The organism is Corynebacterium sp. LaCa_282 (genome assembly GCF_057198125.1).
Genome location: NZ_CP191095.1, coordinates 911,859 through 936,840 on the forward strand (window position 1 = coordinate 911,859; position 24,982 = coordinate 936,840).

A 24,982-nucleotide genomic window follows, 5' to 3' on the forward strand; every position below is an offset into this window, starting at 1 on the left:
CTTATAAAGGCTTGAGGCGGATAACCGGCATATCCAGCAGACTTAAGGGGTCAATGTAGCTGTCCTTGGCAATCCGCGCGCCCCAATGCAGCCCTGGTGTGCCGTCTACTGGGTGGGCGAGCTTGCCTATAGTTTGACCTTCGCGTACCGCTTGGCCTTGGGTGACGCTCGCGTGCACGGGTTGATACGTGGTGCGAATGCCATCTGCATGGTCGATCGAGATGACCGGGGTTCCGGCAACGGTACCGACAAAAGCGACGGTGCCGGATTCGGCGGCGACGACTGGGCCGCCAATTCTTAGGGCCATATCGACGCCGCGGTGGCCCGCGCTCCACTTATGCTCGGGCTTATCAAAGCCGCGCAGCACCCGAACCGGGCGCGGTTTACCCGAGGCGGGATCGACGTATGCGGCAGCGGGCGCGGCGCACAGTAGTACTAGCGCACCAGAGAGGATGGTGGCGAGGGTGGGGATAAGGGGGCATCGGCAAGCGGCGGTGTTTCGTGGTCGTGGCAATAGGTTCATGGGGCACAGTGTGGAGCGCTGCGGTCAATAATGCCCGGCGAAAGGTGGACCGGCTGTGGATAAACCAGCAGCGGTGGGGCGGAAGAAACTCAAGTGGCAATCGAGGCAAAGCGCTCAAAGAAACTTGTGGAAAAGTGCTTGTTCGGTTTGGAAAATCTAGCTGGCTGGGATTATTGTCTTTCATAGCAGTGTGTCCGCTGGGAGTTAACCCTCACGGAGGCATTGACTACGCGCGACGAAGTTGTTGCATCCTGCGTTAAGGGTGTGGCGGCCCGGCAGCTGACGTGGTCCTTGGAAACAAGGTGTTGGCAGGGCCTTCGTTGCTAGGGTGCGGAATAAAACACCGCACATTTGGAAAACCGAAAGACAATTAAAAGAAAGCGAGCGAATCATGGCAGTTGTAACCATGCGCGAGCTCCTCGACGCTGGTGTGCACTTTGGCCACCAGACCCGTCGCTGGAACCCGAAGATGCGTCGTTTCATCTTCACCGACCGTAACGGCATCTACATCATCGACCTGCAGCAGACGCTGACCTACATCGATGAGGCATACGAGTTCGTTAAGGAAACCGTCGCTCACGGTGGCACCATCCTTTTCGTTGGCACCAAGAAGCAGGCGCAGGAAGCAGTTGCTGAAGAAGCAACCCGCGTCGGCATGCCTTATGTCAACCACCGCTGGTTGGGCGGCATGCTCACCAACTTCCAGACCGTGTCCAAGCGTCTGAAGCGCATGAAGGAACTTCAGGCTATGGATGAGCGCGAGGACGGCTACAAGGGCCGCACCAAGAAGGAAGTTCTGATGCTCAACCGCGAGCGCGCCAAGCTTGAGCGCGTTCTGGGCGGCATCTCTGAGATGGCCAAGACCCCGTCCGCACTGTGGATTGTTGACACCAACAAGGAGCACATCGCGGTTAAGGAAGCTCACAAGCTGAACATCCCGGTTGTTGCCATCCTGGACACCAACTGCGACCCGGATGACGTTGACTTCCCGATCCCGGGCAACGATGACGCAATCCGTTCCACCAAGCTGCTGTCCGGCATCGTGGCTTCCGCCGTCGAAGAGGGCAAGAAGGCTCGCGAGGAGCGCCAGCTTGCAGCCGCTAAGGAAGCTGCCGGCGATTCCGCAGAGAAGGAACAGCGCGATGCTGAGGCTGCTGCAGCCGCATCCGATCCTGCTTCTGCAGAAAAGGCTGAGGAAGCCCCCGCAGACAAGCCTGCACAGTAGGCCTGCCTCTTGTGAGGATTCTTTCTTAACTGCACTTAATTGAATACCCCACGCACATCTTGGTGTGGGGCAGCTAGGGAATAATTCCTGTACAAGGCTGTTTACCTAACCCCTACCACCGTGTGCTACGGCGGTGGGGGTTACTTTTATCTATGCTGGAGGCGGCTAAAACTAGCCTCCGTACAATCGCATTGATGAAGGAAACTGGGGTAGATACCCCCACCCAAAGACGGCGCGAGACCGTTTCTTCGGCTACGCTGTTTCAACGAACACTGACTGATTTTCAAGGAGGATCGCCCTAACTATGGCGAACTACACTGCTGCAGACGTGAAGGCACTGCGCGAAGCAACTGGCTCCGGCATGCTCGATTGCAAGAAGGCCCTGGAAGAAAACGGCGGCGACTACGACAAGGCCGTTGAATTCCTGCGCATCAAGGGTGCGAAGAACGTGTCCAAGCGCGCTGACCGCGAGGCTACCGAGGGCCTCGTTGCCGTATCCGGCAACACCATGGTTGAGATCAATTGCGAGACCGACTTCGTGGCAAAGAACGAGGGCTTCCAGTCCTTCGCCAAGAAGATTGTTGAAGCTGCAGCCGCAGCCAAGGCTAACTCCCCGGAAGAACTCAACAACGTAGAGATCGAGGGCCAGAAGGTCTCCGAGTTCGTTGACCAGGAGTCCGCAAAGACCGGTGAGAAGCTGCAGGCACGTCGTGCAGTCACCGTTGATGGCGACAATGTTGCCGTCTACCTGCACCAGCGCTCCGCTGACCTGCCTCCTGCAGTTGGTGTCTTGGTTTCCTACGAGGGCAACAAGGAAGGCGCACACGCTGCCGCTCTGCAGATTGCAGCAATGAATGCTGAGTACCTGAAGCGCGAAGACGTTCCTGCAGAGATCGTCGAGAAGGAGCGCTCCATCGCTGAGGCCACCACTCGCGAGGAGGGCAAGCCTGAGGCTGCGCTTCCAAAGATCGTGGAAGGCCGCCTGAACGGCTTCTACAAGTCCGTTGTTCTGCTGGAGCAGGCTTCCTTGTCCGATAACAAGAAGACCGTTAAGCAGGTTGCAGAAGAGGCCGGCACCACCATCACTGGCTTCGTCCGCTACGAGGTTGGCGCTTAAGCCTCAGCCGCTTTTTAGCCTTTAAAGCCCACGGGAGGTACACCCTCTCGGTGGGCTTTTCTGCTGTCTAGGGGCGATGGGGAAGGGGCGGCTGCCAGGCTGCGGTGCGGTGTGGGGAAGCGGGGACAGTGTAGGTAAGATGGAAAAGAAATAAATCAGCCCGCGCAAAAGGAGACGATGAAGGCGTGACTTCTGCAGACGAGAAGCGAACCGGATACAAACGAGTAATGCTGAAACTCGGCGGCGAAATGTTTGGCGGCGGCAAGGTTGGCATCGACCCAGACGTTGTCGATAACGTTGCTCGCCAAATCGCTGAAGTGGCCGAGCAGGGCATCGAAATCGCCGTGGTGATCGGCGGCGGCAACTTCTTCCGCGGTGCAGAGCTTTCACAGCGCGGCATGGACCGCGCCCGCTCTGACTACATGGGCATGCTGGGTACGGTCATGAACTCGTTGGCCCTGCAGGACTTCTTGAAGCAAAAGGGCGTTGATTGCCGCGTGCAAACCTCTATCAACATGGCGCAAATCGCCGAGCCGTACTTGCCACTGCGCGCTAACCGCCACCTTGAGAAGGGCCGCGTCGTTATCTTCGGTGCCGGCATGGGCATGCCGTACTTTTCCACGGATACCACCGCCGCGCAGCGCGCCCTGGAAATCGGCGCCGATGTCCTCTTCCTGGCCAAGGGTGTTGATGGCGTGTACTCCGACGACCCACGCACGAACCCCGATGCGGAGCTCTACACCCGAATCACTCCGCGCGAGGTTATTGAAAAGGGACTCAAGGTAGCCGATGCAACCGCCTTTAGCCTGTGCATGGACAATGACATGCCGATCTTGGTCTTCAACCTCTTGGAAGAGGGGAATATTGCCCGCGCCGCAAGCGGCCAGGTTATCGGCACGCTGGTGCAGTCCTAATTCTAAAACGGCACAGAACCTGCTACCTTTTATACAGCTACCCCTCAACGTTGAAGGATGATTCAGCCTCATGATCGATGACATTCAGCTCGAAGCCGAAGAACACATGACCGCTTCCGTCGAGCACACCCGAGAGCAGCTGGTGACCATTCGCACCGGCCGCGCGAACCCGGCGATGTTCAACGGACTCATCGCGGAATACTACGGTGCGCCGACCCCGATTACTCAGATGGCTACCATCTCCGTGCCAGAGCCGCGCATGTTGCTCATCAAGCCCTACGAGCAGTCCATGATCCAAGAGATTGAAAACTCCATCCGCAACTCGGATTTGGGTGTTAACCCCACCAACGATGGCCACGTTTTGCGCGTGACCGTTCCGCAGTTGACCGAGGAACGCCGTAAGGAAATGGTCAAGCTTGCCAAGAGCAAGGGTGAGGACGGCAAGATTGCCATCCGCAATATCCGCCGCAAGGCCATGGAGCAGCTGAAGAAGCTTCAAAAGGATGGCGAAGAGGGCGAGGATGAGGTCCTTGCCGCAGAAAAGGAAATGGAAAAGATTACCGCTGGCTATGTCGAGCAGGTTGACAAGCTGGTGGAAAACAAGGAATCCGAATTGATGGAGGTCTAGGTCTTTTCCGCTGCCGCCGCGCCCACCTCGGCCGGCGGCGCTTTTCTGTACGTAGTATTTTTGTATAGGAAATAGATAAGCCCCGCGACGTGCATACAACGCCCAGTGAAAGGAGCCGGTCACGGTGAGTGACGCCTTGAACCGCCGATTGCCGCAGCCGAAAAATAGCCCCGGCCGTGACTTACCGGCGGCTATTGGAGTAGGCGTGGGGCTCGGCGCCCTCGTTGTCCTCGCCGTGTGGGCTGGCCCCTTGGCCTGGTATGCAGTGGTTGCCGTCGCCGTCGGCGGGGCCATGTGGGAAGTTCTTACCCGCTTGCGGGAGAATTCATACTATATCCCGCGCACGCTGTTAATCATTTTGGGCCAGGCCATGGTGTGGATTTCCTGGCCGCTTGGCGCGCCCGGCCTCGTGGCCGTCTACGTCACCGCCGTACTCATTTTGATGTTCGGCAGGCTTTTCCATAACGGGCGGCATCGCCCACCCATCAATTATCTGCGGGACATGTCCGTCGGCATTTTCGTGCTGACGTGGATTCCGCTTTTCGCCACCTTTGCTGCGATGCTATCGCTGATTTCTACCCCGATGGCCAGCGGTGCCGCTTCCATCGTGGTCTTTATGCTGTGCGTTGTCGCCTCCGATACGGGCGGCTATATCGTCGGCGTGATGTTTGGCTCCCACCCCATGGCACCGGCCGTGAGCCCGAAGAAATCCTGGGAGGGCTTTTGCGGCTCCATTGGCTTCGGCGTCATCGTTGGTGCGGTGTCCGTCCATTTCCTCTTGCACCATTCGGCGTGGATCGGCGCCTTGATGGGGCTCGGCCTTGTTATTTGCGCCTCATTGGGTGACTTGGTGGAATCGCAATTTAAGCGAGAGCTGGGCATTAAAGATATGTCCCACATCCTCCCCGGACATGGTGGCTTGATGGACCGCCTTGATGGCATGCTTCCCTCTGCCATGGTGACCTGGGTGGCCATGAGCCTCATGGCAAACTTCGCGGTCTAAACCGAGTCGCAGCCACCGCGTATAAGGGTGCTGCGCATAAACCGCCCGCTTCCCGCTGTGCCACCGAAAAATCTCGAGGGCAAGGAGGAGGGCGGCAGTAGAGCTCTTTTAGCCTTCGGCCTGCTTGCGCAATTGGCGGCGCAATTCAAGCATGCGCCACACACCTACTAGCGCCATGATGAGCGCGCCGCCGATGGTAAACATGAGGTAGGCAATGCCCGCTGGGAACTGCCCCGACCAGCCCAGGAAGTTCATCGGCACTTCTTGCTGGTTTTGCATGATGAAGATGATCAACACGATTAGCAAGAGGAAACCGACAATGAGCGCTGCCCAGGTGCTAGCGGCGAACGAGCCTTGGGCTTTTTGTGGTGCGGCAGCGGGCTCGGTGGTGCCGGCGCCGGCATCGGTGGAGACTTCCTTGCTTTCGGTTTCGGCCAAAGCGGCATTATCGCCTGCCGCGGTGGCCTCATCATCGGAAGCGGAAAAGTCATCTTCGGGGTATTTCGGAGTGGTCATATGTCCATTATTTCTGTAAACCCTTCCAAAATTCCCCTTGGCTATAAATTGAGACCTTCCCAATTGGAAAAGTACCGGTAAACCGTGGAAAGATGGGCGTTATTATGGCTCAACCAGTAAAACTTAACTTTTCCGCGCCGCGGCGCGGTCTGCCACCCAAGCACTTTGCGGATCTCTCTGAAAGCGAGCGCATCGATAAGCTCGCAGAAATTGGCCTACCTAAATTCCGTGCTAAGCAAATTGCCAAGCACTACTATGAGCATCTCACCGACGACGTCGAAGAGATGACGGATATCCCCGCCGGCAAGCGCGAGGAGGTCAAGGAGGCCTTCTTCCCTGAGCTCATGAAGCCTATTCGTACGACTTCTACCGACGATGGGGAAACCACCAAGTCCCTGTGGCGCTTGCACGACGGCACCCTATTGGAGTCCGTCCTGATGCGCTATCCCGGCCGCGCTACCTTGTGCATTTCTTCCCAGGCCGGCTGCGGAATGGCCTGCCCGTTCTGTGCTACCGGCCAGGGCGGACTAGACCGCAACCTTTCTACCGGCGAAATCGTCGAGCAGTTCCGCCACGCAGCCGCGGCGATGGCGGCCGAAGGCGGGCGCTTGTCCAATGTGGTCTTCATGGGCATGGGCGAGCCGCTGGCAAACTACAAGCGCGTGGTCCAGGCGGTGCACCAGATTACCGGCCAAGATGGAACGGGCTTTGGGCTCTCGCAGCGCAACGTGACCGTATCCACCGTGGGCTTGGCACCTGCCATCCGCAAGCTCGCGGACGAAGACCTTGCCTGCACGCTTGCGGTGTCGCTGCACACCCCGGATGATGAGCTGCGCGATAGCCTGGTTCCGGTAAATAACCGCTGGTCCGTCGATGAGGTCCTCGATGCTGCGCGTTACTACGCCGATAAATCCGCCCGCCGCGTGTCTATCGAGTACGCCCTTATCCGGGATAAGAATGACCAGGATTTCCGCGCCGATATGCTGGGCCGCAAGCTGCACCAGAAGCTCGGCTCCAAGGTGCACGTCAACGTGATCCCGCTCAACCCGACGCCGGGCTCGGAATGGGATGCAGCTCCCAAGGCGCGGCTTAATGAATTCGTGCGCCGCGTCCAGGCGCAGGGAGTGCCGTGCACCGTGCGCGATACCAAGGGCGATGAAATCGCGGCAGCATGTGGCCAGCTTGCCGCCGATGAACGAGAAGACATGTCGGCCTAAGAGCCCGTTGTCACAGCCACCTAAGCATTTTTGAATAAGTGCTTAGGTGGTTTTCTCGTTGGTGCATGCCGCGTTTACACACGCGGCCCAGCCAAACGCAGTACAGTTATGCACCCAGTAAAACCACGAAACCGCCGAGCCCCTCGCAATAAGGAGGCTCGGCGGTTTTCCGTAGCTAGGATTACAGCGCGTGCTTGCCGGAGCTTACCTCGGCAGCGTCGGACGCGGAGTCAACGCGCAGGTGGGCTACGCGGGAAGGCTCGATATTCAACGCGCGCAGCTGGGAGTCGGTCAACTCGGTGTAGGCGCCAGAAACGGTCTTCTGGTCATAAATCCAGTCGCGCTCCTGGTGGTCGGCCGGCTTGTTATTAGAGGTGATGGTGCGCACCTGGTTGAGCTTCGGCTCGAAGGTGAAGATGAGCAGGCCCACAACCAACAGGACGGTCAGGGCGACGAGCCAGACGGTCTCCACGTGGCCCTTGTGGTTACCAAAGTTGAAACCAATCATGAAGATCACGGAGATCCAACCCGCGATTTGCACACCAGAGCGGCTGATGCGGGACCAACCGAAGCCTGCGGATGGAACATCTTCGGTAGAAACACCGTCATAAACCTGCGGTACCGGCTTGTGGGAAGACACTTGCTCTCCTTCGCTATCGCGTGTGTCCATTAATCGAGGGGGCACACCAATGCCATTTGACTGACACCTATTTTAAAACATCGTGGCTGCAAAGGCGATTAAACACCCCCGCCTGCTTGACCGGCTCCACCCCATAGCAGGGCGCGGTAAATGACCGCTAGGGTAGAGGGGTGACTACTCAGCGAATCCTTATCCTTGGCTCCACCGGCTCTATTGGCACGCAAGCATTAGAAGTAATTGCGGATAACCCCGATAAATTCGAGGTCGTGGGCATTGCCGCGGGCGGCTCTAACCCGCAGCAGATCATTGACCAGGCCCGTAGCTTCCACCTTTCGTTTGACCACATCGCCGTTGCCCAGCCTGCGGCGGCTGCGGAGGTTTCTGCGGCTTTAGGCGGCACGGTACTTTCTGGTGAAGGTGCTGCAGAAGAGCTGGTGCGCTCGGTTCCCGCCGATACCGTGCTCAATGCCCTAGTGGGCTCCCTCGGGCTTAAGGCCACTTTAGCCACGCTGGACATGGGCGAGTACCTCGCACTAGCGAATAAGGAGTCCTTGGTTGCCGGCGGCACTTTGGTCACGAAATCCGCGCGGCCAGGCCAGATCATCCCCGTGGATTCGGAGCACTCTGCGATGGCGCAATGCCTGCGCGCGGGCGAAGAAGGCGAGCTGGCCAAGCTCGTCCTCACGGCCTCGGGCGGTCCCTTCCGCGGCCAAACGCGTGAGCAGATGTGGGACGTTACCCCGCAGCAAGCCGCGCAGCACCCTACATGGTCCATGGGGCAGATGAATACGCTGAATTCCGCCACCTTAATTAATAAGGGGCTCGAGCTCATTGAGGCCACGCTGCTTTTTGATATTGAGCCAGAGCGCATCGATGTCACGGTTCACCCGCAGTCGGTCATTCACTCGATGGCCACTTTTAAGGACGGCTGCACCATCGCCCAGGCCTCGCCGCCGTCGATGAAGCTGCCCATCTCCCTAGCGCTGAATTGGCCCCAGCGTGTGCCAGGCGCGCAGCCAGCACTTGATTTTTCCCAAGCGCATGCGTGGAATTTTGAGCCGCTTGACGATGTCTCTTTTCCCGCCATATCCCTCGCCCGCGAGGCCGCGGCACAGGGCACCGGCGTGATTTATAACGCGGCCAATGAAGAGGCCGCCGCGGCCTTTTTATCCGGTCGCATCCACTTCCCAGAGATTGTTGATGTTGTAGGCGAGATCCTCGGGGAGTCTTCCCAGTTTGCTGGTGTAGTCTCTACCCTCGATGAAATCCTCGCCGTAGAAGGCGAGGCTCGCAGGCGTGCGAATGCGCGCATTGACCGTTTAGCTGACTAGAAAGCTTTCTTTAATGGCAAATTTGCTGGGCATAGTGTTTTTCGCCCTTGGCATCGGGCTGACCGTGGCACTCCATGAGGCGGGGCATATGTTTACTGCCCGCGCCTTTGGCATGCGGGTGCGCCGGTATTTCATTGGCTTTGGCCCGCGCGTTTTCTCCTTCCGCAAGGGGCATACCGAATACGGCCTTGCCGCGTTCCCGGTGGGTGGATTTTGCGATATCGCCGGAATGACCGCGCAGGATGAATTCCTCACGGAGGAAGAAAAGCCCTATGCAATGTATAAAAAGCCATGGTGGCAGCGCATCATCGTCCTTGCAGGCGGTATTGGCGTCAACCTGATCCTCGGCTTTGTCATCTTGTATTTCGTGGCGATGACTGCGGGACTTCCCAACCCAGATGCCGATGTGCGCCCGCGGGTGGGGGAGGTAACCTGCACCGCTGACCAAACAGAAAACCAGGAGCTGGAATCGTGCACCGGGAACGGGCCCGCTGGTAAGGCCGGTGTCCAGGAAGGCGATATCATTCTCGCGCTCGATGGCGAGCACCTAGATTCCTTTACGCAATTGCGCGATGAGGTTATGCAGCGCCCTGGCGAGACCGTGACGCTTACCGTAGAGCGCGGTGGTGAGGAAAAAGATTTCTCCATCGAACTGGAAACGGTCAAGCGCCTGAATCAACAGGGCGAATTGGTCGATGCCGGTTCGATCGGGCTGAGCAATGAGGTCCTCGACATCGTCGAGAAGTATTCAGCAACGGAAGCGTTGCCTGCAACCTGGCATTTCACCACGTATTCGCTCGAGGCCACGGTGGAAGGAATCAAACAATTCCCCGCTAAGGTACCGGGAGTGGTGGCCTCCATCTTTGGCCACGAGCGGGATGTCAATGGGCCGATGTCCGTCGTCGGTGCATCGCGGGTTGGCGGCGAACTCGTGGAGCGCTCCCTGTGGGCATCGTTCTTCATGATGCTGGCAACGCTGAACTTCTTCCTCGCCCTGTTTAACCTCATTCCGCTGCCGCCCTTTGACGGCGGCCATATCGCGGTCATCTTGTATGAGAAGATCCGCGATGGCATCCGCAAGCTGATGGGCAAGCAGCCGCTGGGTCCTGCCGATTACACCAGGCTAATGCCCATCACCTATGTCATGGCGGCCCTGCTCATGGGGCTTGGCGTCGTGATCATCATCGCGGATGTGGTTAACCCGATCAGGCTATTTGGCTAGGTTTGCCCTTCCCGCGCCCGCCGCGGGGAGTGGGTGGAGAGCTCAGCGTATAGTGCACATTTGCAGCGCGAGCGGGAACTTTAGCGCTTAACCATCTAGTGCTAGAGTGGGGACGTTCAACACTTATTGTGCAATAACGTTTAGCAACGAGCCACGAGCTAGAAATAAGGAGCATTCATGTCTAGTCCTATCGGTCTAGGAATTCCTGACGGGCCTCCGCCAGTATTGCACCCGCGCCGGAAGACGCGGCAATTGCACGTAGGCCCGGTGGGCGTTGGTTCTGACTACCCAATTTCGGTGCAGTCGATGACTAATACCAAGACCCACGACATCAACGGCACCCTGCAGCAAATCGCACAGCTTACTGCCTCTGGCTGCGATATCGTGCGCGTGGCCTGCCCTAAGCCGGTGGATGCGGAGGCTCTGCCGACCATCGCCAAGAAATCCCCGATCCCGGTCATCGCGGATATCCACTTCCAGCCCAAGTACATCTTCCAAGCCATCGATGCCGGCTGCGCGGCGATTCGCGTCAACCCAGGCAATATCCGTGAGTTCGATGGTCGCGTTAAGGAAGTAGCGAAGGCCGCGGGCGATGCGGGGATCCCCATCCGCATCGGCGTCAATGGCGGTTCACTGGATAAGCGCCTGCTGGAAAAGTACGGCAAGGCCACCCCAGAGGCACTCGTCGAGTCCGCTATGTGGGAAGCTAGCCTGTTTGAGGAGCACGGCTTTGGCGATATCGCCATTTCCGTCAAGCACTCTGACCCCGTACTCATGGTGGAGGCCTACCGCCAGCTGGCCGCGCAGACCGATTACCCGCTGCACTTGGGCGTGACGGAAGCCGGCCCGAAGTTCATGGGCACCATTAAGTCCTCCGTTGCCTTTGGCGCCCTTTTGGCAGAAGGCATCGGCGATACGATTCGCGTTTCGCTCTCCGCCCCGCCGGAAGAAGAGGTCAAGGTGGGAGACCAGATTCTGCAGTCCTTCAACTTGCGCCCGCGCAAGCTGGAAATCGTCTCCTGCCCGTCGTGTGGCCGCGCGCAGGTGGACGTGTACAAGCTGGCGGAAGAAGTTACCGCCGGCCTCGAGGGCATGGAATTTCCCATCCGCGTTGCCGTCATGGGTTGCGTCGTTAACGGGCCGGGCGAGGCCCGCGACGCAGACTTGGGCGTGGCATCCGGTAACGGAAAGGGTCAGATCTTCGTCAAGGGCGAAGTGGTGCGCACCGTGCCGGAGGACAAAATCGTGGAAACCCTCATCGAAGAGGCAATGCGCATTGCGGATGAGGAAGGCCTCGAAGCCGTGGACGGCGCTAAGGCCGATGTCCGCGTGACGCAGTAAGCCGCGCGCCTCTACGCTAATTATTAATAGACTGCCCTGCACCTCGGTGTGGGGCAGTCTTTTTTGCTGCGTGCGCTGCTAATGTGCCAAAGCATGAAGAAGTTATTCGCACTGGTTGCTACGGTCTCGCTTAGCGCAACTGGTGTGGTTGCTTGCACCCCTAAGCCCGTATCCGCCGAGCCGGTGGCAGAAGAGTTCATTGAAGGCATGGAGAGCCGAAATAACGAGGGCTTGGCAGAGCTTACGGATTCCCCCGATGATGCCACGCAGGCCCTCGATGCTACTTATTCCGGCTTGCAGGCAGAGGGCCTCGACATTGAGCTCGAGGGGGTAAAACAGGACGAAACCGTGGCCACAGCAGATTATAAGGTCACCTGGGATTTGCCCAAGGATCGCAGCCTGAGCTATACCACGCAGATGACCTTGACCAAGGCCGAAGATGAGTGGACAGTGCGGTGGAAGCCCAGCATTATTCACCCGGACCTGGGTGCGCACCAGCATTTGGAGCTGCGCGCCTTGGAAGCCACGCGCGCTAGCGTCGTCTCCTCCAACGGGGTGGAGCTGATGAGCCCCGGGCTGAACTACCGCGTCATCGTGGATACGAGCTCGCTTTCCGATGTCCGCCCCACGGCCTCCAAGGTCAGCAGCGCCCTAGCTGCGGCGCACCGCGAGGACTCTTCGATCGCGGAGGTAGACGCCAAGGAGCTCGCCGAAAAGCTTGAAAAGGCAGAGTCTGCCTATTCGGTGGGGCTTTATACAGAAGAGCAGGAGTCCGTCATCCGCGCCAAGCTGGAGGGGATGGACGGCGTCCGCATTAATGAAGAGCCCGCGTTGGTGACCCGGGACCGTGGTCTTGCGCCCGATCTCTTATCGCGCGTGCGCTCGGCCGTCAATGACGAGCTCGACGGCGAGACCGGCTGGTCCATCGCCGTCGTCAATGAGAACGGTGCAGCGCTTTCCGATGTCGAAAAGCATGCCCCCGAGGCCGCCCCCTCAATCAAGGTGGGCTTGGATTATGACGTCCAACGCGCGGCCCAAGAAGCGGTGAATCAGCGCTCGGACGCCCAGGCCATGCTGGTTGCCATCCGGCCTTCCAACGGTGATATCTTGGCCGTAGCACAGACCGAAAAGGCGGACGAGGACGGCGACGTCGCCTTGCAAGGCCAATACCCACCCGGCTCGGTTTTCAAGATCCTTACCGCCGCTGCGGGTGTAGAAAAACAAAACCTGACCACGGATACCATCGTTCCGTGCCCTGGTACGATGGATATTTATGGCCGGGTGGTGACCAACTACAACGCGTTTTCGCTCGGCAATGTGCCGCTAAGCCAGGCCTTCGCGCAATCGTGCAACACCACCTTCGCCGATATTTCCACCAAGCTGGCACCCGGTGAATTGAAGGAAACTGGCAAAAAGTTTGGCTTCGGGGTGGATTATGAAATCCCTGGGCTGACCACCACGACCGGCTCGATTCCGGAGGGCAAGGAAGTTTTGGAGCGCACCGAGGCCGGCTACGGTCAGGGCTACGACCTCGCCAGCCCGTTCGGCATGGCTATGGTTTCGGCCTCTGTGGCGGCGGGAAAGACTCCAACGCCCACCCTTATTGAGGGCCGCGAAACCAAAGCCTCGGATAAGTCGGAGCCGATCCCAGAAGACGTGCTGAATAACGTGCGCGGCATGATGCGCCAGGTGGTCACCAGCGGTACCGCCCGTGGGATGCAGGCGGGCGGAACGATTTACGGCAAGACTGGTGAGGCCGAGATCAATGAAGGCTCGCACGCGTGGTTTACCGGCTACCGGGAAGAAGACGATATCGCCTTTGCCACGCTCATCGTATTGGGCGGCGGCTCCGAATCCTCGGTAGCTATTACCGATAACTTCCTGCGGAAGCTGGATGATTACCGCTCGCGCCCCAATGATGGCCCGGCCCCCAAGGTCGAGTAAGCAGCGGACACTGACTGGCCACCCCGATACTGCGTGAGCCGGTATGAGGACTACCATGGGCAATTATGAGTACTCGTGGAAAATTGAAGCCAGGTAAACCAACCCCCATCCGGCCGGTACCAGAAGATATCGAACGCCCGGAATATGTGTGGAAAGACGAGGTACAAGAGGCCATCGGTGAGCCTTTTGTGCAGTCCCCCGAAGTGATTGAGAAGATGCGGGAGGCCTGCAAGATCGCGGCCAACGCGCTGAAGGAAGCCGGCAAGGCCGTAAAGCCTGGCGTGACGACGGATGAGGTCGACCGCGTGGCGCACGAGTATATGTGTGACCACGGTGCGTACCCATCTACCTTGGGATACCGGGGATTTCCCAAGGGCAGCTGTGTTTCGCTGAATGAAATTGTCTGCCACGGCATTCCGGATACCACCGTGATTGAAGAAGGCGACATCGTCAATATCGATGTCACCGCTTATAAAAACGGCGTGCACGGCGATAATAACGCCACCTTCTTGGCAGGTGACGTATCAGAGGAGCACCGCCTTTTAGTAGAGCGCACCAAAGAAGCCACGATGCGCGGCATTAAGGCCGCAAAGCCTGGCCGCGAGATCAACGTTATCGGCCGCGTCATCGAGTCATATGCCAAGCGCTTTGGTTATAACGTCGTGCGCGATTTCACCGGCCACGGCGTAGGACCCACCTTCCACAATGGGCTGGTGGTCTTGCATCACGATTCCACCACGTACCGCGATATCTTGGAACCAGGCATGACCTTGACGGTGGAGCCGATGATCAATCTTGGTTCGCTGGATTACGATATTTGGGACGATGACTGGACCGTGCAAAACCGTGATGGCAAGTTCACCGCCCAGTTCGAGCACACCTTGGTCATCACCGAGGATGGCAATGAAATCCTGACCATCCCAGATGAGGATTAATCGCTAGGGCCTTTCTTCAAGGCCTAGACACGGCGAAAGCCGCCTCCTTAACCGCCGCGCATGAATCTTAGCGCGTGGCCAGGGAGGCGGCTTTTGCTATGGAGCCTTAGCTACGGTGCCTTAGTCCCACTCGAGGCCCAAGAGGGCGTTTTCTACGACCTCTGGCAGGGCTGGGTGGATCCAGTACTGCTTGCGGGCAAAGTCGCGCAGGTCGATCTCGTAGGCCATTACGGTAATCAGCTGCTGGATCAGGGTGGAGGCCTGCGGGCCCATTAGGTGGGCGCCCAAGAGCTGGCCCGTCTTGCGGTCCGCAATCAGCTTGCAAATACCGGTGGTATCTTCCATGGCCCAGCCGTAGGCCACGTCGCCGAAGTTTTGAATCTTCACGGTGATATCGAAGCCCTGCTCCCGCGCTTCTTCTTCCTTCAAGCCCACAGATGCAATCTGCGGGTGGGTGAAGATGGCGGCAGGAACGTTGTCGTGCGGAAGCTCCTGCAGATCCTCCGGGTGGAGCAGGTTGTGCTGGATGGTGCGAGCTTCAGCGTTGGCGACGTGCTTGAGCATGTAGGGCGAAGAGACATCGCCAAGCGCCCAGACGCCTTCTGCATCGGTAAGGCCATGCGCATCGGTGGAAATGCGGCCATTGTCCAGCAGCTTGATGCCGGCCTTGTCCACATCCATGAGATCGCCATTCGGTTTGCGGCCGGTGGCTACCAGGATGGCGTCTGCTTCGAGGCTCTCGCCATTATCGAGCTCCAGCTTTACGCCCTTGTCGGTTTCTTCCAGCTTGGTGCCGTTAGCAATTCGCACCTCGAAACGCTCGCGGGCAATTTCGTTGAAGCGCGAGGAGATATCGGAATCGAGGTGGCGCAGCAGGGTCTCGCTGCGGTTGACCACGGTGACCTTGGTGCCGAGGCCATCGAAGACGTGGGCAAATTCCATGGCGATATAGCCGCCGCCGACGATGATCAGGCTTTCTGGTTGGCGGTCCATCCGCATGATGTCTTCGTTGGTGTAGTACTTCACACCGGAATTGGCGTAGACCTCAGGGATTACCGGGCGGGAGCCGGTAGCAACAACGATCTGATCGGCGCTGATGACGTGATCGCCGGTCTGGATGGTCTTAGGGCCGACGAAGCGAGCGTGCTCGTCGTAGACGGTGATATTCGGGGTCTTGTCGCCGCGACGGTAGTCCTCGCCGCTTTGGGCGATCTGGTCAATGCGGTTGTGGAAGACGCGCTCCACAATGGAGTTCCACTCCACGTCGTTGACCTGGGCATCAATGCCAAGGCGCTCGCCTTCGCGGGCGGCGAGGGCGACATCGGCTGCGTAGACGTACATCTTGGTGGGGATGCAGCCAACATTCAGGCAGGTGCCACCGAAGCGGCCCTTTTCAATAATGGCAATTTTCTTATCGTGAAAATCGCGGTTGGCAATGGAGTTGCCGGAACCGGTGCCGATGATGATGAGGTCGTAGTGTTCCTCAGCGGCCGGAGTATTTGCTGTATCAATTGTGGTCATATCAATACCTTAATCCATGTGTCCAATTCGGGTATTTATGCTGGTGTGGGCGCTTCCACGATGGTGGGAAGCCAGGCATCGCACGCTGCGAACGCCTCCGCTAGGGGGCCGGAGAGGGATAAAAAGACATCGTGGCGCGCACCTTCGATGGAACGCAGCGTGTAGTGCGCATTGAGCTCTTTTGCCCACCGTCGGGTCTGTGCGACATCGATGATGCAATCGGCATGATTGACCGCATCGCAGTAGGGCGTTCCCAATAGCGAGCGGGTAGATTGCAGCGTCAATACGGGGACCCCGGCATTAATGTGGCCGCTGTGAATGGCGTCGAAACCGTGGAAGACGGCGGCCAGCCAGCCTATATATTTCTTATGCCCGGCTAATGGTTTCAGGCTGAGGTTGTAGTCCCACTCGCCGTAGAAGTCACTGTGCACCGATTCGCCATAGGCGGTCAGGTTGCCGCCAGGCAAGGCGATCTTGGGTGCGATCTTGGCGGTGGAATATATCGCCGGCTTCAGCGCTGATACGGCCCAGCCGGGAACGCCCATCATGTCCAGCCAGGGGCTATTGAGGATGAGGCCTTTCAGGCGGGAGAAGCGCTCCGCGTCATGGCGGCGTAGAAAGTCCATCCACAGCGGCGCAATCAGGCCACCGGTGGAGTGGGCGATAACGATTACTTCGTCGTTTGTAATGGCATCGAGGGCTGCGGAAAGATCCACGTTATATAAGGACAAGTCCGAAACGTAGTGCCAGGCTTGGCCCGGGCGGTGCGAGCGGCCGCATTTGCGGAGATCGACCGCGTAAAAGTCATAGCCTTGTGCCGCGAAGTGCTGTGCGACGTGCGTGTGGAAGAAGTAGTCAGTCATCCCGTGCAGCCATACCAAGGCCGGGCGGGAAGTGGCAGAAGGTGAAGAAGAATCGGCGGGGCCCGAATCCGTGGAGCCTGCAGCCGAGCCTGGTGCATAGCGGACGAGGGTGGTGACAACGTCGCCCTCGCCATCAGGATCGGGGCCGAGGTTGAGGGTGGCTGATTGAAAATCGGGGCCGAGGATATCGGGCCCCCATGACGGAGTTGCTGTAGCCATGACACGAGTCTAGTCAACAGTTGGTCGTCGCTACGGTAGCTGCGTGACCTGCCATTATTTCGGCGAAATATGAAGTGTATAACAGGTCGCCCCATATTGTGGTGACCAGGGTGGGGGAGAAAAACCAATCGAGGAAAGAAAAGCGTAAGGTAAGGCGTTAATGCGTGACACATCGGCAGGTTGGCTGTGCACAACAGTCGCGGTGTGGGGCGCAAAGCGCTTAAAATATATGGTGCAGAATGCGCCGATGTATATAAATTTTCAATTCGAAGAGGTTATAACACAGTGTCCTCAGCAAAGAAGACAGCACAAGTTGTAGATGAGGTCGATGTCGCACTGGTCGGTGCCGGCATCATGAGCGCCACCCTGGGCGCTATGCTCCGCGAGTTGGAGCCGAGCTGGACCCAGATGATCTTTGAGCGCCTTGATGGCCCCGCCCTGGAATCCTCCTCTCCGTGGAATAACGCCGGTACCGGTCACTCCGCCCTGTGCGAGCTCAACTACACGCCAGAAAAGAACGGCCGCATCGATATCTCTAAGGCGATTGCAACTAACGAGAAGTTCCAGAAGTCGCGCCAGTTCTGGTCCCACCAGCTCAACAACGGCATCCTGACTGAACCTAGTGAGTTCATCAACCCAGTCCCGCACGTCTCCTTCGCCCAAGGCGAAATCCAGGCGGACTACCTGAAGCGCCGCTACGAGGTACTGAGCGAAAAGCACATGTTCCCCGGCATGCAGTTCTCTGATGATGAATCCACCTTTGCGGAGAAGCTGCCGCTCATGGCGGACGGCCGCGACTTTTCCAATAAGGTCGCTATCTCTTGGACCGAAGTCGGCACCGACGTGAACTTCGGCGCCCTGGCCAAGCAGTTCCTGACCGCGGCGCGCGCATCTGGAACGGAGATCCGCTACGGCCACGAGGTCTTCGATATCGACCGCGACGGAAATGACTGGAAGGTCTATTCCAAAAATAAGCACACCGGCGATATCACCGTGGTGAAGGCGAAGTTCGTCTTCGTCGGTGCCGGCGGCTACGCCCTGGATCTGCTCCGCAAGGCAAAGGTGAAGGAAGTAGCTGGCTACGCCGGATTCCCCATTTCCGGTCTGTGGCTGCGCGCCAAGAACCCGGAGCTCATTGAGCAGCACCAGGCCAAGGTTTACGGTAAGGCAGCAGTCGGTGCTCCTCCGATGTCCGTGCCGCACCTGGATACCCGCGTTATCGACGGCGAGAAAGGCCTGCTGTTTGGCCCGTACGGCGGCTGGAGCCCGAAGTTCTTGAAGAAGGGTTCCTACCTGGATCTTTTCAAGTCCATCCGCCCGGATAATATCACCTCCTACCTGGGCGTTGCGGTACAGGAATTCGGCCTGACCAAGTACCTCATCGATGAGGTGCGCAAGGACTTCTCCGACCGCGTTGATTCCCTCCGCGAATACGTACCAAATGCGAAGGAAAGCGACTGGGAGACCGTGATTGCCGGCCAGCGCGTACAGGTCATCAAGCCTGCTGGTGCACCGCGCTTTGGCTCCCTCGAGTTTGGTACCGCACTGGTCAATAACCAGGAAGGCAATATTGCCGGCCTGCTCGGTGCCTCCCCGGGTGCTTCCATTGCCCCAGCCGTCATGCTGGAGCTACTGGAGCGTTGCTTTGGCGAGCGCATGATTGACTGGAGCGATAAGATTCGCGAGATGGTCCCGTCCTACGGCATGAAGCTGGCCAATGATGAGGACTTCTACAACGAGATGTGGGAATACACCCAGAAGACGCTGAAGCTGGAGCGCTAAAACGCCTTCGGCTTGGGGCTAAGTCCTCGGCTGCAAGCCCTCCGTGCAGAACCTACTGTGTGGAGGGCTTTGTGCTGCGCAATCCCTGAATTCGGGGTCGCAAGCAATTTAGGTACCGCAGTAGGTGAGAAAACCTGCAAGCCCATTCGGATCGGGCTGTTCGTAGGACGGATGCGGCTGCCACGGGTGGGTCACGGCGTGGAGCAGCTCAGTAAAGGGCTTAATATCGCCGGCCTCGGCGGCGCGCAGCGCGGCTTCGACGGCCATGTTGCGGGGAATGACCCGGGGCATGGCAGCATCCACGGCAGCCGGGGCGGGGTGAGTGGCTAGGTAGCTATCTAGGAAGTTTGAATCTGGGAAGAGCTCTCGGGCAGGAAGGGTGTGGCCGCGGGCGGCATTGGCAAGCGCGCGGTGCGCCAGCGTAATATCCGGGCGGGATAGCTGCATCGCAGTAAGATAGGCGGAGGTGACCTCGGTAGAGGTATCGAGGGCCGCGGCTATATCGCTGCGGCGCTGGGTGGCGAATTTCTCCTGGAACCCATTGATGGTCTCTTGCGCGAAGTCGACCCCGGCATTGATATCGGCATCGAAAAGCGGCACCAGCGATTCCGCGAGCCGGGCGAGGTTCCAGCCCAGGATAGCTGGTTGATTGCCAAAGGCATAGCGTCCCTGCTGGTCAATGCTGGAAAACACCGTATCGGGAGAGTAGGACTCCATAAAGGCGCACGGGCCATAATCAATGGTTTCGCCGGAGATGGTGGTGTTATCCGTATTCATCACCCCGTGGATAAAGCCCAAGCGCATCCATGAAGACACGGTGGCTATCTGGCGGTCCATAACGCCCTGGAAGAACTCCCGGTAGTCTGCCCCAGGATAGTGGCGCGCGATGGCGTAGTCCGCGAGAGCCTGGAGGTGCCCGGACTGCGCGGCATAGTGAAAAGTACCGACCCGGATGTGGCTGGCCGCCACGCGGACCAGGACGCCCGCCGGCTGCACGTGGCCGCGCTGGATGGGCCGGCCGGTGGAAATCACGGCGAGGGAGCGCGTGGTGGGCACGCCGAGGGCATGCATGGCCTCAGAAACCAAGTATTCGCGCAGCATGGATGAAAGGGTGCCGCGGCCATCAGCACCCAGGCGGGAATAGGGGGTAAGCCCCGTGCCCTTGGCGTGGAGATCCCACAGTTTTCCGTCTTTTTCCACCTCGCCCAAGAGCATGGCCCGGCCATCGCCCATCTGTGGGTTGAAGGAACCGAATTGGAAGCCGGAATAGGCCATGGCATGCCCGCCGTCGCGGCCCAAGAGGAAATCCAGGCCCTCTGCGGAGCGCAGCCAGTCAGTATCCAGGCCCAGCTGCACTGCTAGCTCCTCATTGAGGACCACGAGCTGTGGATCCGGCTGCTCTTCGCCGTGCGTTGCCGACACTAAGTCCGGCAGGTGCTTTGCATAGTCGTGGTGTAGGTGCATTTTAGACCTCCAATTGTCCTTGCACGCGGATGTGGACGCGGCCGCCGACCCAAATATCGGTGCCGTCATCGTGAATAAAGACCTCGCCGTCTCTTCCCAGTTGGCTGCCCTGGCAGGCGGTGTAGCGGGCGGGGACGAGGCCTCGCGAGCGCATGAATTGCGCGGCACCGCCGTTGAAGGAACCGGTGACAGGATCCTCGAATTCTGCGGTAAATGCGCGCACTTCATAGGCAGCGGAATCCCTACCCGCGGTGGTATCCAGCATGCCCACCACGCCCACCTTGGGGCGAGTGGCGGCGGGTTGAATCGCGCGCACGGCCGCGGCATCGCGCAGCTGTATAAGCCGCCAGCCGGGCCCATTATCCACCCAGGCGGAATCTATGACATCTGCTACCGAAATATTCAATCCCGCGCAGGCCTCCGCAATCTCAGCACTGCTTAGCGGCCCGCTAGCGCGCAGGGGCGGGGTGGCAAAAGAATAAATGCCCTCGCTTTCGCGCACAGAGACCGATCCCACCCCGCATTCTTGCACTATGGTGCCTTCCTTCTGCGGTTCATTGCCGAGCGCCCGCCAGACGGCGGCGCTGCCCAGGGTGGGGTGGCCGGCGAAATCAAATTCCTCGTGCGGGGTAAAAATGCGCAGGCGATAGTCCGCCGCGGGATCGGTGGGCTCGAGCAAGAACGTGGTTTCAGAAAAATTGGTCCAGTGCGCGATGGCCTGCATCTGCTGTCTCGAGAGCCCATCGGCATGGGCCACGACGGCGAGCGGGTTACCGGAAAACGCCGAGGTGGCAAAGACATCGACTTCAAAGAACTGGAGGTACATGCCCGCCAGTGTAGTCAGCCCTGGGGATGAGGCCGGCCGGCTGGCTTCTGCGCTAGCCTTGCCCTTATGTCTAAGCTTTGGCCGGATCGTCTGCGCGACTGGATTGGCCCGCCGTGGCGAATTATCATCCCCGTGTTCTTCGGCGTGCTCTTGCCCAATGCCGCGAACTTTTTGCACACCGATTCACCCTTCCAGGCCATCGTAGCGGTCTTGTACACCGTCGGCATCCCGCTGGCGCTGTGGCTGCATCCCAAGCTGCAAGAAAAGTCCATTTTCTTCATCGCCGGCACCATGACGCTGTGCATTTTCACGCCCTTGGCCTCCCTGGAGAACTTCCACGCCCCGATTTTCGCCTACACGGCTTTTCTCATCGGCACGCACTCGCGCAAGCGCTTGCGCTATATCTGGCTTGCCTGGATTGCCCTGGGCTCGCTGGCGGGAACCACCGCAAGCCTATTTGGGGAAAAGGTCTTCGCGGGCAGCGATATCGGCTTGGGCGATGCGACCATGAGCCCGCTGCTTGTCTATGCTGGCACGGTCCTGCTCGGCTGGCCGGTCCTCGGCTTTTTCTACCTGCTCGGCACCAATAACCGGAAGCGCCGGGAGGGCCAACAGCTGCTCATCGAGCGCGCGGAGATGGCCGGCGCCGTGGAGCGCAATCGCATCGCCCGCGAGATGCACGATATTGTCGCCCACAATCTCGCCGGGGTCATTGCGCTTGCCGATGGCGCCCGATTCGCCGCCGCCAAAGACCCCACCGTAGCCACGGAGGCGCTCGAAACCATCGCCTCTACCTCACGCGAGTCCTTAAAACAGATGCGCAGCCTGCTCTCCGTCTTGCGCGAAGAGGACGCGCGCGGGGAAACCAAGGCCCCAGGCACCTCAGACATCGCCGGTCTATTTTCGGAAGCCCGGCGCGCCGGCTTCGATATCACCGTCTACGGCATGGAAAAGCTACCCGCCGATAGCGATGAGCTCTACCAATTCACCATCTACCGCATCGTGCAGGAGATGCTGACCAATATGCTCAAATACTCCAGCCAAAATAGGGGAACCCTGCGCTTTCGCAGCGATAGGTCGGCGCTTGTTATCGAGGGACACAACCCCATGGCACAGCCTGACGAGGACCACAGTCCAGGCTATGGGCTCATTGGGATGAAAGAGCGCGTAAAGGCCTATGGTGGCAGTGTGTCCACCAAGGCCGAGGATGGAACGTTTGCAATCACCGTGGAGGTACCGCATGTCTAATCCGGAACAGGAACCTGAGCCCATTCGCATTGCGCTTGTCGATGACCAACCGCTCCTGCGCGTCGGGTTCGCCATGCTGATCGGCTCGCAGGAGGATATGAGCGTGGCCTGGCAGGCCTCCGATGGCGATGAGGTACTGGACCTAGCCCGGCAAGAGCCCGTCGATATCATCCTCATGGACGTGCAAATGGCGCGGGTTAACGGCATTGCGGCCACGGAGGAAGTTCTCCCTGAATTCCCGGAGACCAAGGTCATCATGCTGACTACCTTTGATGATCACAACTTTGTCCACGGTGCAATCTCTGCAGGAGCATCCGGATTTTTGCTCAAAGACGTCGAGCCTGAGGAGCTGCTCTCAGCCATTCGCACCGTGCACTCGGGTGAGGCCGTGCTTTCGCCGCGCATTACCGCCCAGGTGCTCCAACAAGTCCGCAGCGAGGAGGGTGGGGACAGTAGGAAGGCGCACTCGGCTTCGCACACCGCCGCGGCTGCACAGCCAGGCGCCACCACCGCTACGGCCCCGCCGTCCGCGGAACTTACCCCGCGCGAGATGGATATTTTAAGGCTCATGGCGCTGGGGTATTCGAATACCGAAATATCCGAAGAGGAGTTTGTCTCCATGGCAACGGTCAAGACCCACGTGCGCCACGTGCTGACCAAGACTGGGTCCCGCGACCGCGTCCAGGCCGTGCTGTATGCCTATACCCATGGCGTGGTCACCGTGGAAGAACTGCTTTCTCATCCCCAGGGATGAACGGCTAAATCCGCCTCGAGGATGGTTACTTCGCGCCGGGAAAGCGACACGATAAAACCATGCTCACAGTCACACAGCTTTCCAAGAAGTACGGTTCCTTTACAGCAGTAGACAACCTTTCCTTCGAGGTTCCCGATGGCCAAGTCACCGGGTTCTTAGGGCCCAATGGTTCCGGTAAATCCACCACGATGCGCATGTGCGTCGGTCTAGAAAATCCCACCTCCGGCACCGCCACATTCGATGGCACCCCATTCCGCGAACTACCCGATCCCGCCTCCACGGTGGGCACCTTGCTTGATGCCAATTGGTTCCACCCCGGCCGCAGCGCCCGCGCGCACTTGGGCTATATGGCAGTACTCCAGGGAGTATCGATGGACCACGTTGATGACACCCTGGAGCGCGTCGGGCTCGGCAAAGTGGCGAAAAAGCGCATTGGGAGCTATTCCCTTGGCATGAAGCAGCGCCTCGGCCTCGCCTGCGCCATGATGGGACAACCGAAGCACTTGCTTCTCGATGAACCCGTCAACGGCCTGGACCCTGAAGGCGTGCACTGGATGCGCGACCGCATCCGGGAATTCGCCGCTGGGGGATGCGCCGTGCTGGTGTCGTCCCACCTGCTCTCAGAAATGCAGCTCACGGCGGACCGCCTGGTGGTCATCGGCAAGGGCAAGCTCGTTGGTGAAGGAACGGTAGAAGAATTCGTCAATGCCTCCGGTGCTACCACCGTGGAGGTCGTGGTGGACCAGCCAGAAAAGCTGGCCCGCCTGCTGCACGATTCGCAGGCGGAGACCTCCTTTGATGGGGAAGTGCTGCGCATTACCGGCTTAGACCGCGACGAGGTCGGCCAATTGTGCTTTGACCACCGCATCCGCATCAGCAGCCTTGAGGTCAAGCACCCCTCCTTGGAAGACGCCTTCCTCGGTGCTACCGCAGACCACCTGGATTACCGCTCCGCATAACCCCCCGTTATCCGTTATCGAAAGGCAGAGTACGAGCCATGAACACCATCGTTTCTGAATCCCGCAAGATATTTTCCCTGCGCTCAACGTGGGTCTACCTCGCTATCATCACCGTTGGCCTAACAGCCGCCAACGTGCTGATGAGAGCTATCCGCACTGACGACAGCGCCCTCCAATCCTCCGACCTAGCCATCGGCGCCATCTTCGCCGTGGTCATCATGATCTTTTATTCGGCCACGCTCGTCGGCGGAGACCTACAAAAAGGCACCGTCGCCTGGAGCTACCTATCTACCAACCGGCGTTTACAGGTGCTCTCGAGCCAAATACTCGTCATCACCGTGGCCAACGTCGCCGCGGCGGCCCTGGCGGGCATACTCGGAATGTTATTTAACGCTGCGCTCGGCAGCTCGTATGACTTCTCTAGCTTCGTGCACTACCCGGATAATGCGGTGTTCCTTTTCACCTTCGTGGAATACATCGTCTATACCCTGCTGGCTACAGGCCTGGCATATATCCTGCGCAGCGGCACCTTTGCAGCCATGCTGCTCATTATTGAGTACTTCGTCATCGAAAGCGTGCTGACTTCAATGGATATGGGCTGGGCCAAATACATCCTGCAGATTTTGCCCGATGCCAACCTGCGCACCTTCTTCCAAGGCCAAGACACCTTCGGCCTTATGGCCCCGCAATGGGCATCCGGCGTCATTGTCTTGGCCATGGTGGTAGCGGTCCTCGGCGGGGCCGCAGCCGTCCAGCGCCGCCGCGCCGTGGTCTAGGCTCCCCGCAGGCG

General features: G+C 59.0%; 23 protein-coding genes. 16 read left to right on the plus strand and 7 right to left on the minus strand.

Going from position 1 to position 24,982, the window contains the following annotated elements; translation table 11 throughout:
• Window position 1 precedes the first annotated feature (1 nt).
• Window positions 2-523 (minus strand): M23 family metallopeptidase, encoded by a 522-nt coding sequence (locus ACP8KU_RS04240; RefSeq protein ID WP_284609131.1) that lies wholly within the window; start codon window positions 521-523, stop codon window positions 2-4.
• A 391-nt stretch (window positions 524-914) separates the two neighbouring features.
• Between ACP8KU_RS04240 and rpsB the strand changes: the two genes are divergently transcribed.
• The 5 genes from rpsB (at window position 915) to ACP8KU_RS04265 (ending at window position 5,410) form a co-directional block, all read left to right on the plus strand.
• Window positions 915-1,748 (plus strand): 30S ribosomal protein S2, encoded by an 834-nt coding sequence (rpsB, locus tag ACP8KU_RS04245; protein ID WP_005278684.1) that lies wholly within the window; start codon window positions 915-917, stop codon window positions 1,746-1,748.
• Window positions 1,749-2,052: 304 nt separating this feature from the next.
• Window positions 2,053-2,865 carry a translation elongation factor Ts gene (tsf, locus tag ACP8KU_RS04250; protein ID WP_005283623.1) on the plus strand — a complete coding sequence of 271 codons (813 nt, stop codon included), beginning with the start codon at window positions 2,053-2,055 and terminating at the stop codon, window positions 2,863-2,865.
• 227 nt (window positions 2,866-3,092) lie between these two features.
• Complete coding sequence (gene pyrH, locus ACP8KU_RS04255; protein WP_284609189.1) at window positions 3,093-3,779, plus strand: UMP kinase; 687 nt, start codon at window positions 3,093-3,095, stop codon at window positions 3,777-3,779.
• Window positions 3,780-3,849: 70 nt separating this feature from the next.
• Window positions 3,850-4,407 (plus strand): ribosome recycling factor, encoded by a 558-nt coding sequence (frr, locus tag ACP8KU_RS04260; protein ID WP_005278690.1) that lies wholly within the window; start codon window positions 3,850-3,852, stop codon window positions 4,405-4,407.
• A 124-nt stretch (window positions 4,408-4,531) separates the two neighbouring features.
• A complete protein-coding gene (locus ACP8KU_RS04265) occupies window positions 4,532-5,410 on the plus strand; it encodes a phosphatidate cytidylyltransferase (RefSeq protein ID WP_484484036.1) in 879 nt (292 codons plus the stop codon).
• 108 nt (window positions 5,411-5,518) lie between these two features.
• Here the strand turns inward: ACP8KU_RS04265 and ACP8KU_RS04270 are convergent, their stop codons facing one another.
• A complete protein-coding gene (locus tag ACP8KU_RS04270) occupies window positions 5,519-5,926 on the minus strand; it encodes a LapA family protein (protein WP_284609132.1) in 408 nt (135 codons plus the stop codon).
• Between the two features lie 104 nt (window positions 5,927-6,030).
• Between ACP8KU_RS04270 and rlmN the strand changes: the two genes are divergently transcribed.
• Window positions 6,031-7,143, plus strand: coding sequence for a dual-specificity RNA methyltransferase RlmN (gene rlmN / locus ACP8KU_RS04275; protein ID WP_284609133.1), 1,113 nt, complete (start codon window positions 6,031-6,033; stop codon window positions 7,141-7,143).
• Between the two features lie 181 nt (window positions 7,144-7,324).
• Here the strand turns inward: rlmN and ACP8KU_RS04280 are convergent, their stop codons facing one another.
• Window positions 7,325-7,813 (minus strand): DUF2631 domain-containing protein, encoded by a 489-nt coding sequence (locus ACP8KU_RS04280; RefSeq protein WP_005283611.1) that lies wholly within the window; start codon window positions 7,811-7,813, stop codon window positions 7,325-7,327.
• A gap of 140 nt (window positions 7,814-7,953) precedes the next feature.
• Between ACP8KU_RS04280 and dxr the strand changes: the two genes are divergently transcribed.
• From dxr to map, 5 genes are all read left to right on the plus strand, one after another.
• Window positions 7,954-9,114, plus strand: a complete 1,161-nt coding sequence (gene dxr, locus ACP8KU_RS04285) for a 1-deoxy-D-xylulose-5-phosphate reductoisomerase (protein WP_484484037.1) — start codon at window positions 7,954-7,956, stop codon at window positions 9,112-9,114.
• Between the two features lie 13 nt (window positions 9,115-9,127).
• The gene (locus ACP8KU_RS04290) at window positions 9,128-10,336 is read left to right on the plus strand and encodes a M50 family metallopeptidase (RefSeq protein ID WP_284609135.1); all 1,209 of its coding nucleotides are present in this window, start codon (window positions 9,128-9,130) and stop codon (window positions 10,334-10,336) included.
• 177 nt (window positions 10,337-10,513) lie between these two features.
• Window positions 10,514-11,677, plus strand: coding sequence for a flavodoxin-dependent (E)-4-hydroxy-3-methylbut-2-enyl-diphosphate synthase (gene ispG, locus ACP8KU_RS04295; RefSeq protein WP_023017313.1), 1,164 nt, complete (start codon window positions 10,514-10,516; stop codon window positions 11,675-11,677).
• 93 nt (window positions 11,678-11,770) lie between these two features.
• A complete protein-coding gene (locus ACP8KU_RS04300) occupies window positions 11,771-13,621 on the plus strand; it encodes a penicillin-binding transpeptidase domain-containing protein (protein WP_484484038.1) in 1,851 nt (616 codons plus the stop codon).
• A 65-nt stretch (window positions 13,622-13,686) separates the two neighbouring features.
• A complete protein-coding gene (map, locus tag ACP8KU_RS04305) occupies window positions 13,687-14,556 on the plus strand; it encodes a type I methionyl aminopeptidase (RefSeq protein ID WP_126319280.1) in 870 nt (289 codons plus the stop codon).
• A gap of 120 nt (window positions 14,557-14,676) precedes the next feature.
• Here the strand turns inward: map and mtr are convergent, their stop codons facing one another.
• Together mtr and ACP8KU_RS04315 are read right to left on the minus strand one after the other, a co-directional pair.
• On the minus strand, window positions 14,677-16,077 hold the full coding sequence (gene mtr, locus ACP8KU_RS04310; protein ID WP_284636221.1) for a mycothione reductase: 1,401 nt from the start codon (window positions 16,075-16,077) through the stop codon (window positions 14,677-14,679).
• Window positions 16,078-16,112: 35 nt separating this feature from the next.
• On the minus strand, window positions 16,113-17,159 hold the full coding sequence (locus ACP8KU_RS04315) for an alpha/beta hydrolase (protein ID WP_484484039.1): 1,047 nt from the start codon (window positions 17,157-17,159) through the stop codon (window positions 16,113-16,115).
• 285 nt (window positions 17,160-17,444) lie between these two features.
• On the opposite strand from ACP8KU_RS04315, the gene mqo reads away from it, so the two are divergent.
• Window positions 17,445-18,941: a malate dehydrogenase (quinone) gene (mqo, locus tag ACP8KU_RS04320; RefSeq protein ID WP_005278731.1), complete on the plus strand. Its 1,497-nt coding sequence runs from the start codon at window positions 17,445-17,447 to the stop codon at window positions 18,939-18,941.
• Between the two features lie 108 nt (window positions 18,942-19,049).
• Here the strand turns inward: mqo and ACP8KU_RS04325 are convergent, their stop codons facing one another.
• Together ACP8KU_RS04325 and ACP8KU_RS04330 are read right to left on the minus strand one after the other, a co-directional pair.
• Complete coding sequence (locus tag ACP8KU_RS04325; RefSeq protein ID WP_484484040.1) at window positions 19,050-20,405, minus strand: protein adenylyltransferase SelO; 1,356 nt, start codon at window positions 20,403-20,405, stop codon at window positions 19,050-19,052.
• A 1-nt stretch (window position 20,406) separates the two neighbouring features.
• Entirely contained in the window at window positions 20,407-21,231 is an 825-nt protein-coding gene (locus ACP8KU_RS04330) for a PhzF family phenazine biosynthesis protein (RefSeq protein WP_484484041.1), read from the minus strand.
• Between the two features lie 66 nt (window positions 21,232-21,297).
• On the opposite strand from ACP8KU_RS04330, the gene ACP8KU_RS04335 reads away from it, so the two are divergent.
• Genes ACP8KU_RS04335 through ACP8KU_RS04350 form a run of 4 tightly spaced genes read left to right on the plus strand, consistent with a single transcriptional unit; the run spans window position 21,298 to window position 24,968 of the window.
• Complete coding sequence (locus ACP8KU_RS04335; protein WP_484484042.1) at window positions 21,298-22,479, plus strand: sensor histidine kinase; 1,182 nt, start codon at window positions 21,298-21,300, stop codon at window positions 22,477-22,479.
• Window positions 22,472-23,233 carry a response regulator gene (locus ACP8KU_RS04340; protein ID WP_484484043.1) on the plus strand — a complete coding sequence of 254 codons (762 nt, stop codon included), beginning with the start codon at window positions 22,472-22,474 and terminating at the stop codon, window positions 23,231-23,233. The genes ACP8KU_RS04335 and ACP8KU_RS04340 overlap by 8 nt, the downstream gene beginning before the upstream one ends.
• 59 nt (window positions 23,234-23,292) lie before the next feature.
• Window positions 23,293-24,192, plus strand: coding sequence for an ABC transporter ATP-binding protein (locus ACP8KU_RS04345; RefSeq protein ID WP_484484044.1), 900 nt, complete (start codon window positions 23,293-23,295; stop codon window positions 24,190-24,192).
• A gap of 38 nt (window positions 24,193-24,230) precedes the next feature.
• Window positions 24,231-24,968, plus strand: coding sequence for an ABC transporter permease (locus ACP8KU_RS04350; RefSeq protein ID WP_484484045.1), 738 nt, complete (start codon window positions 24,231-24,233; stop codon window positions 24,966-24,968).
• The last annotated feature ends 14 nt before the right edge of the window (window positions 24,969-24,982 follow it).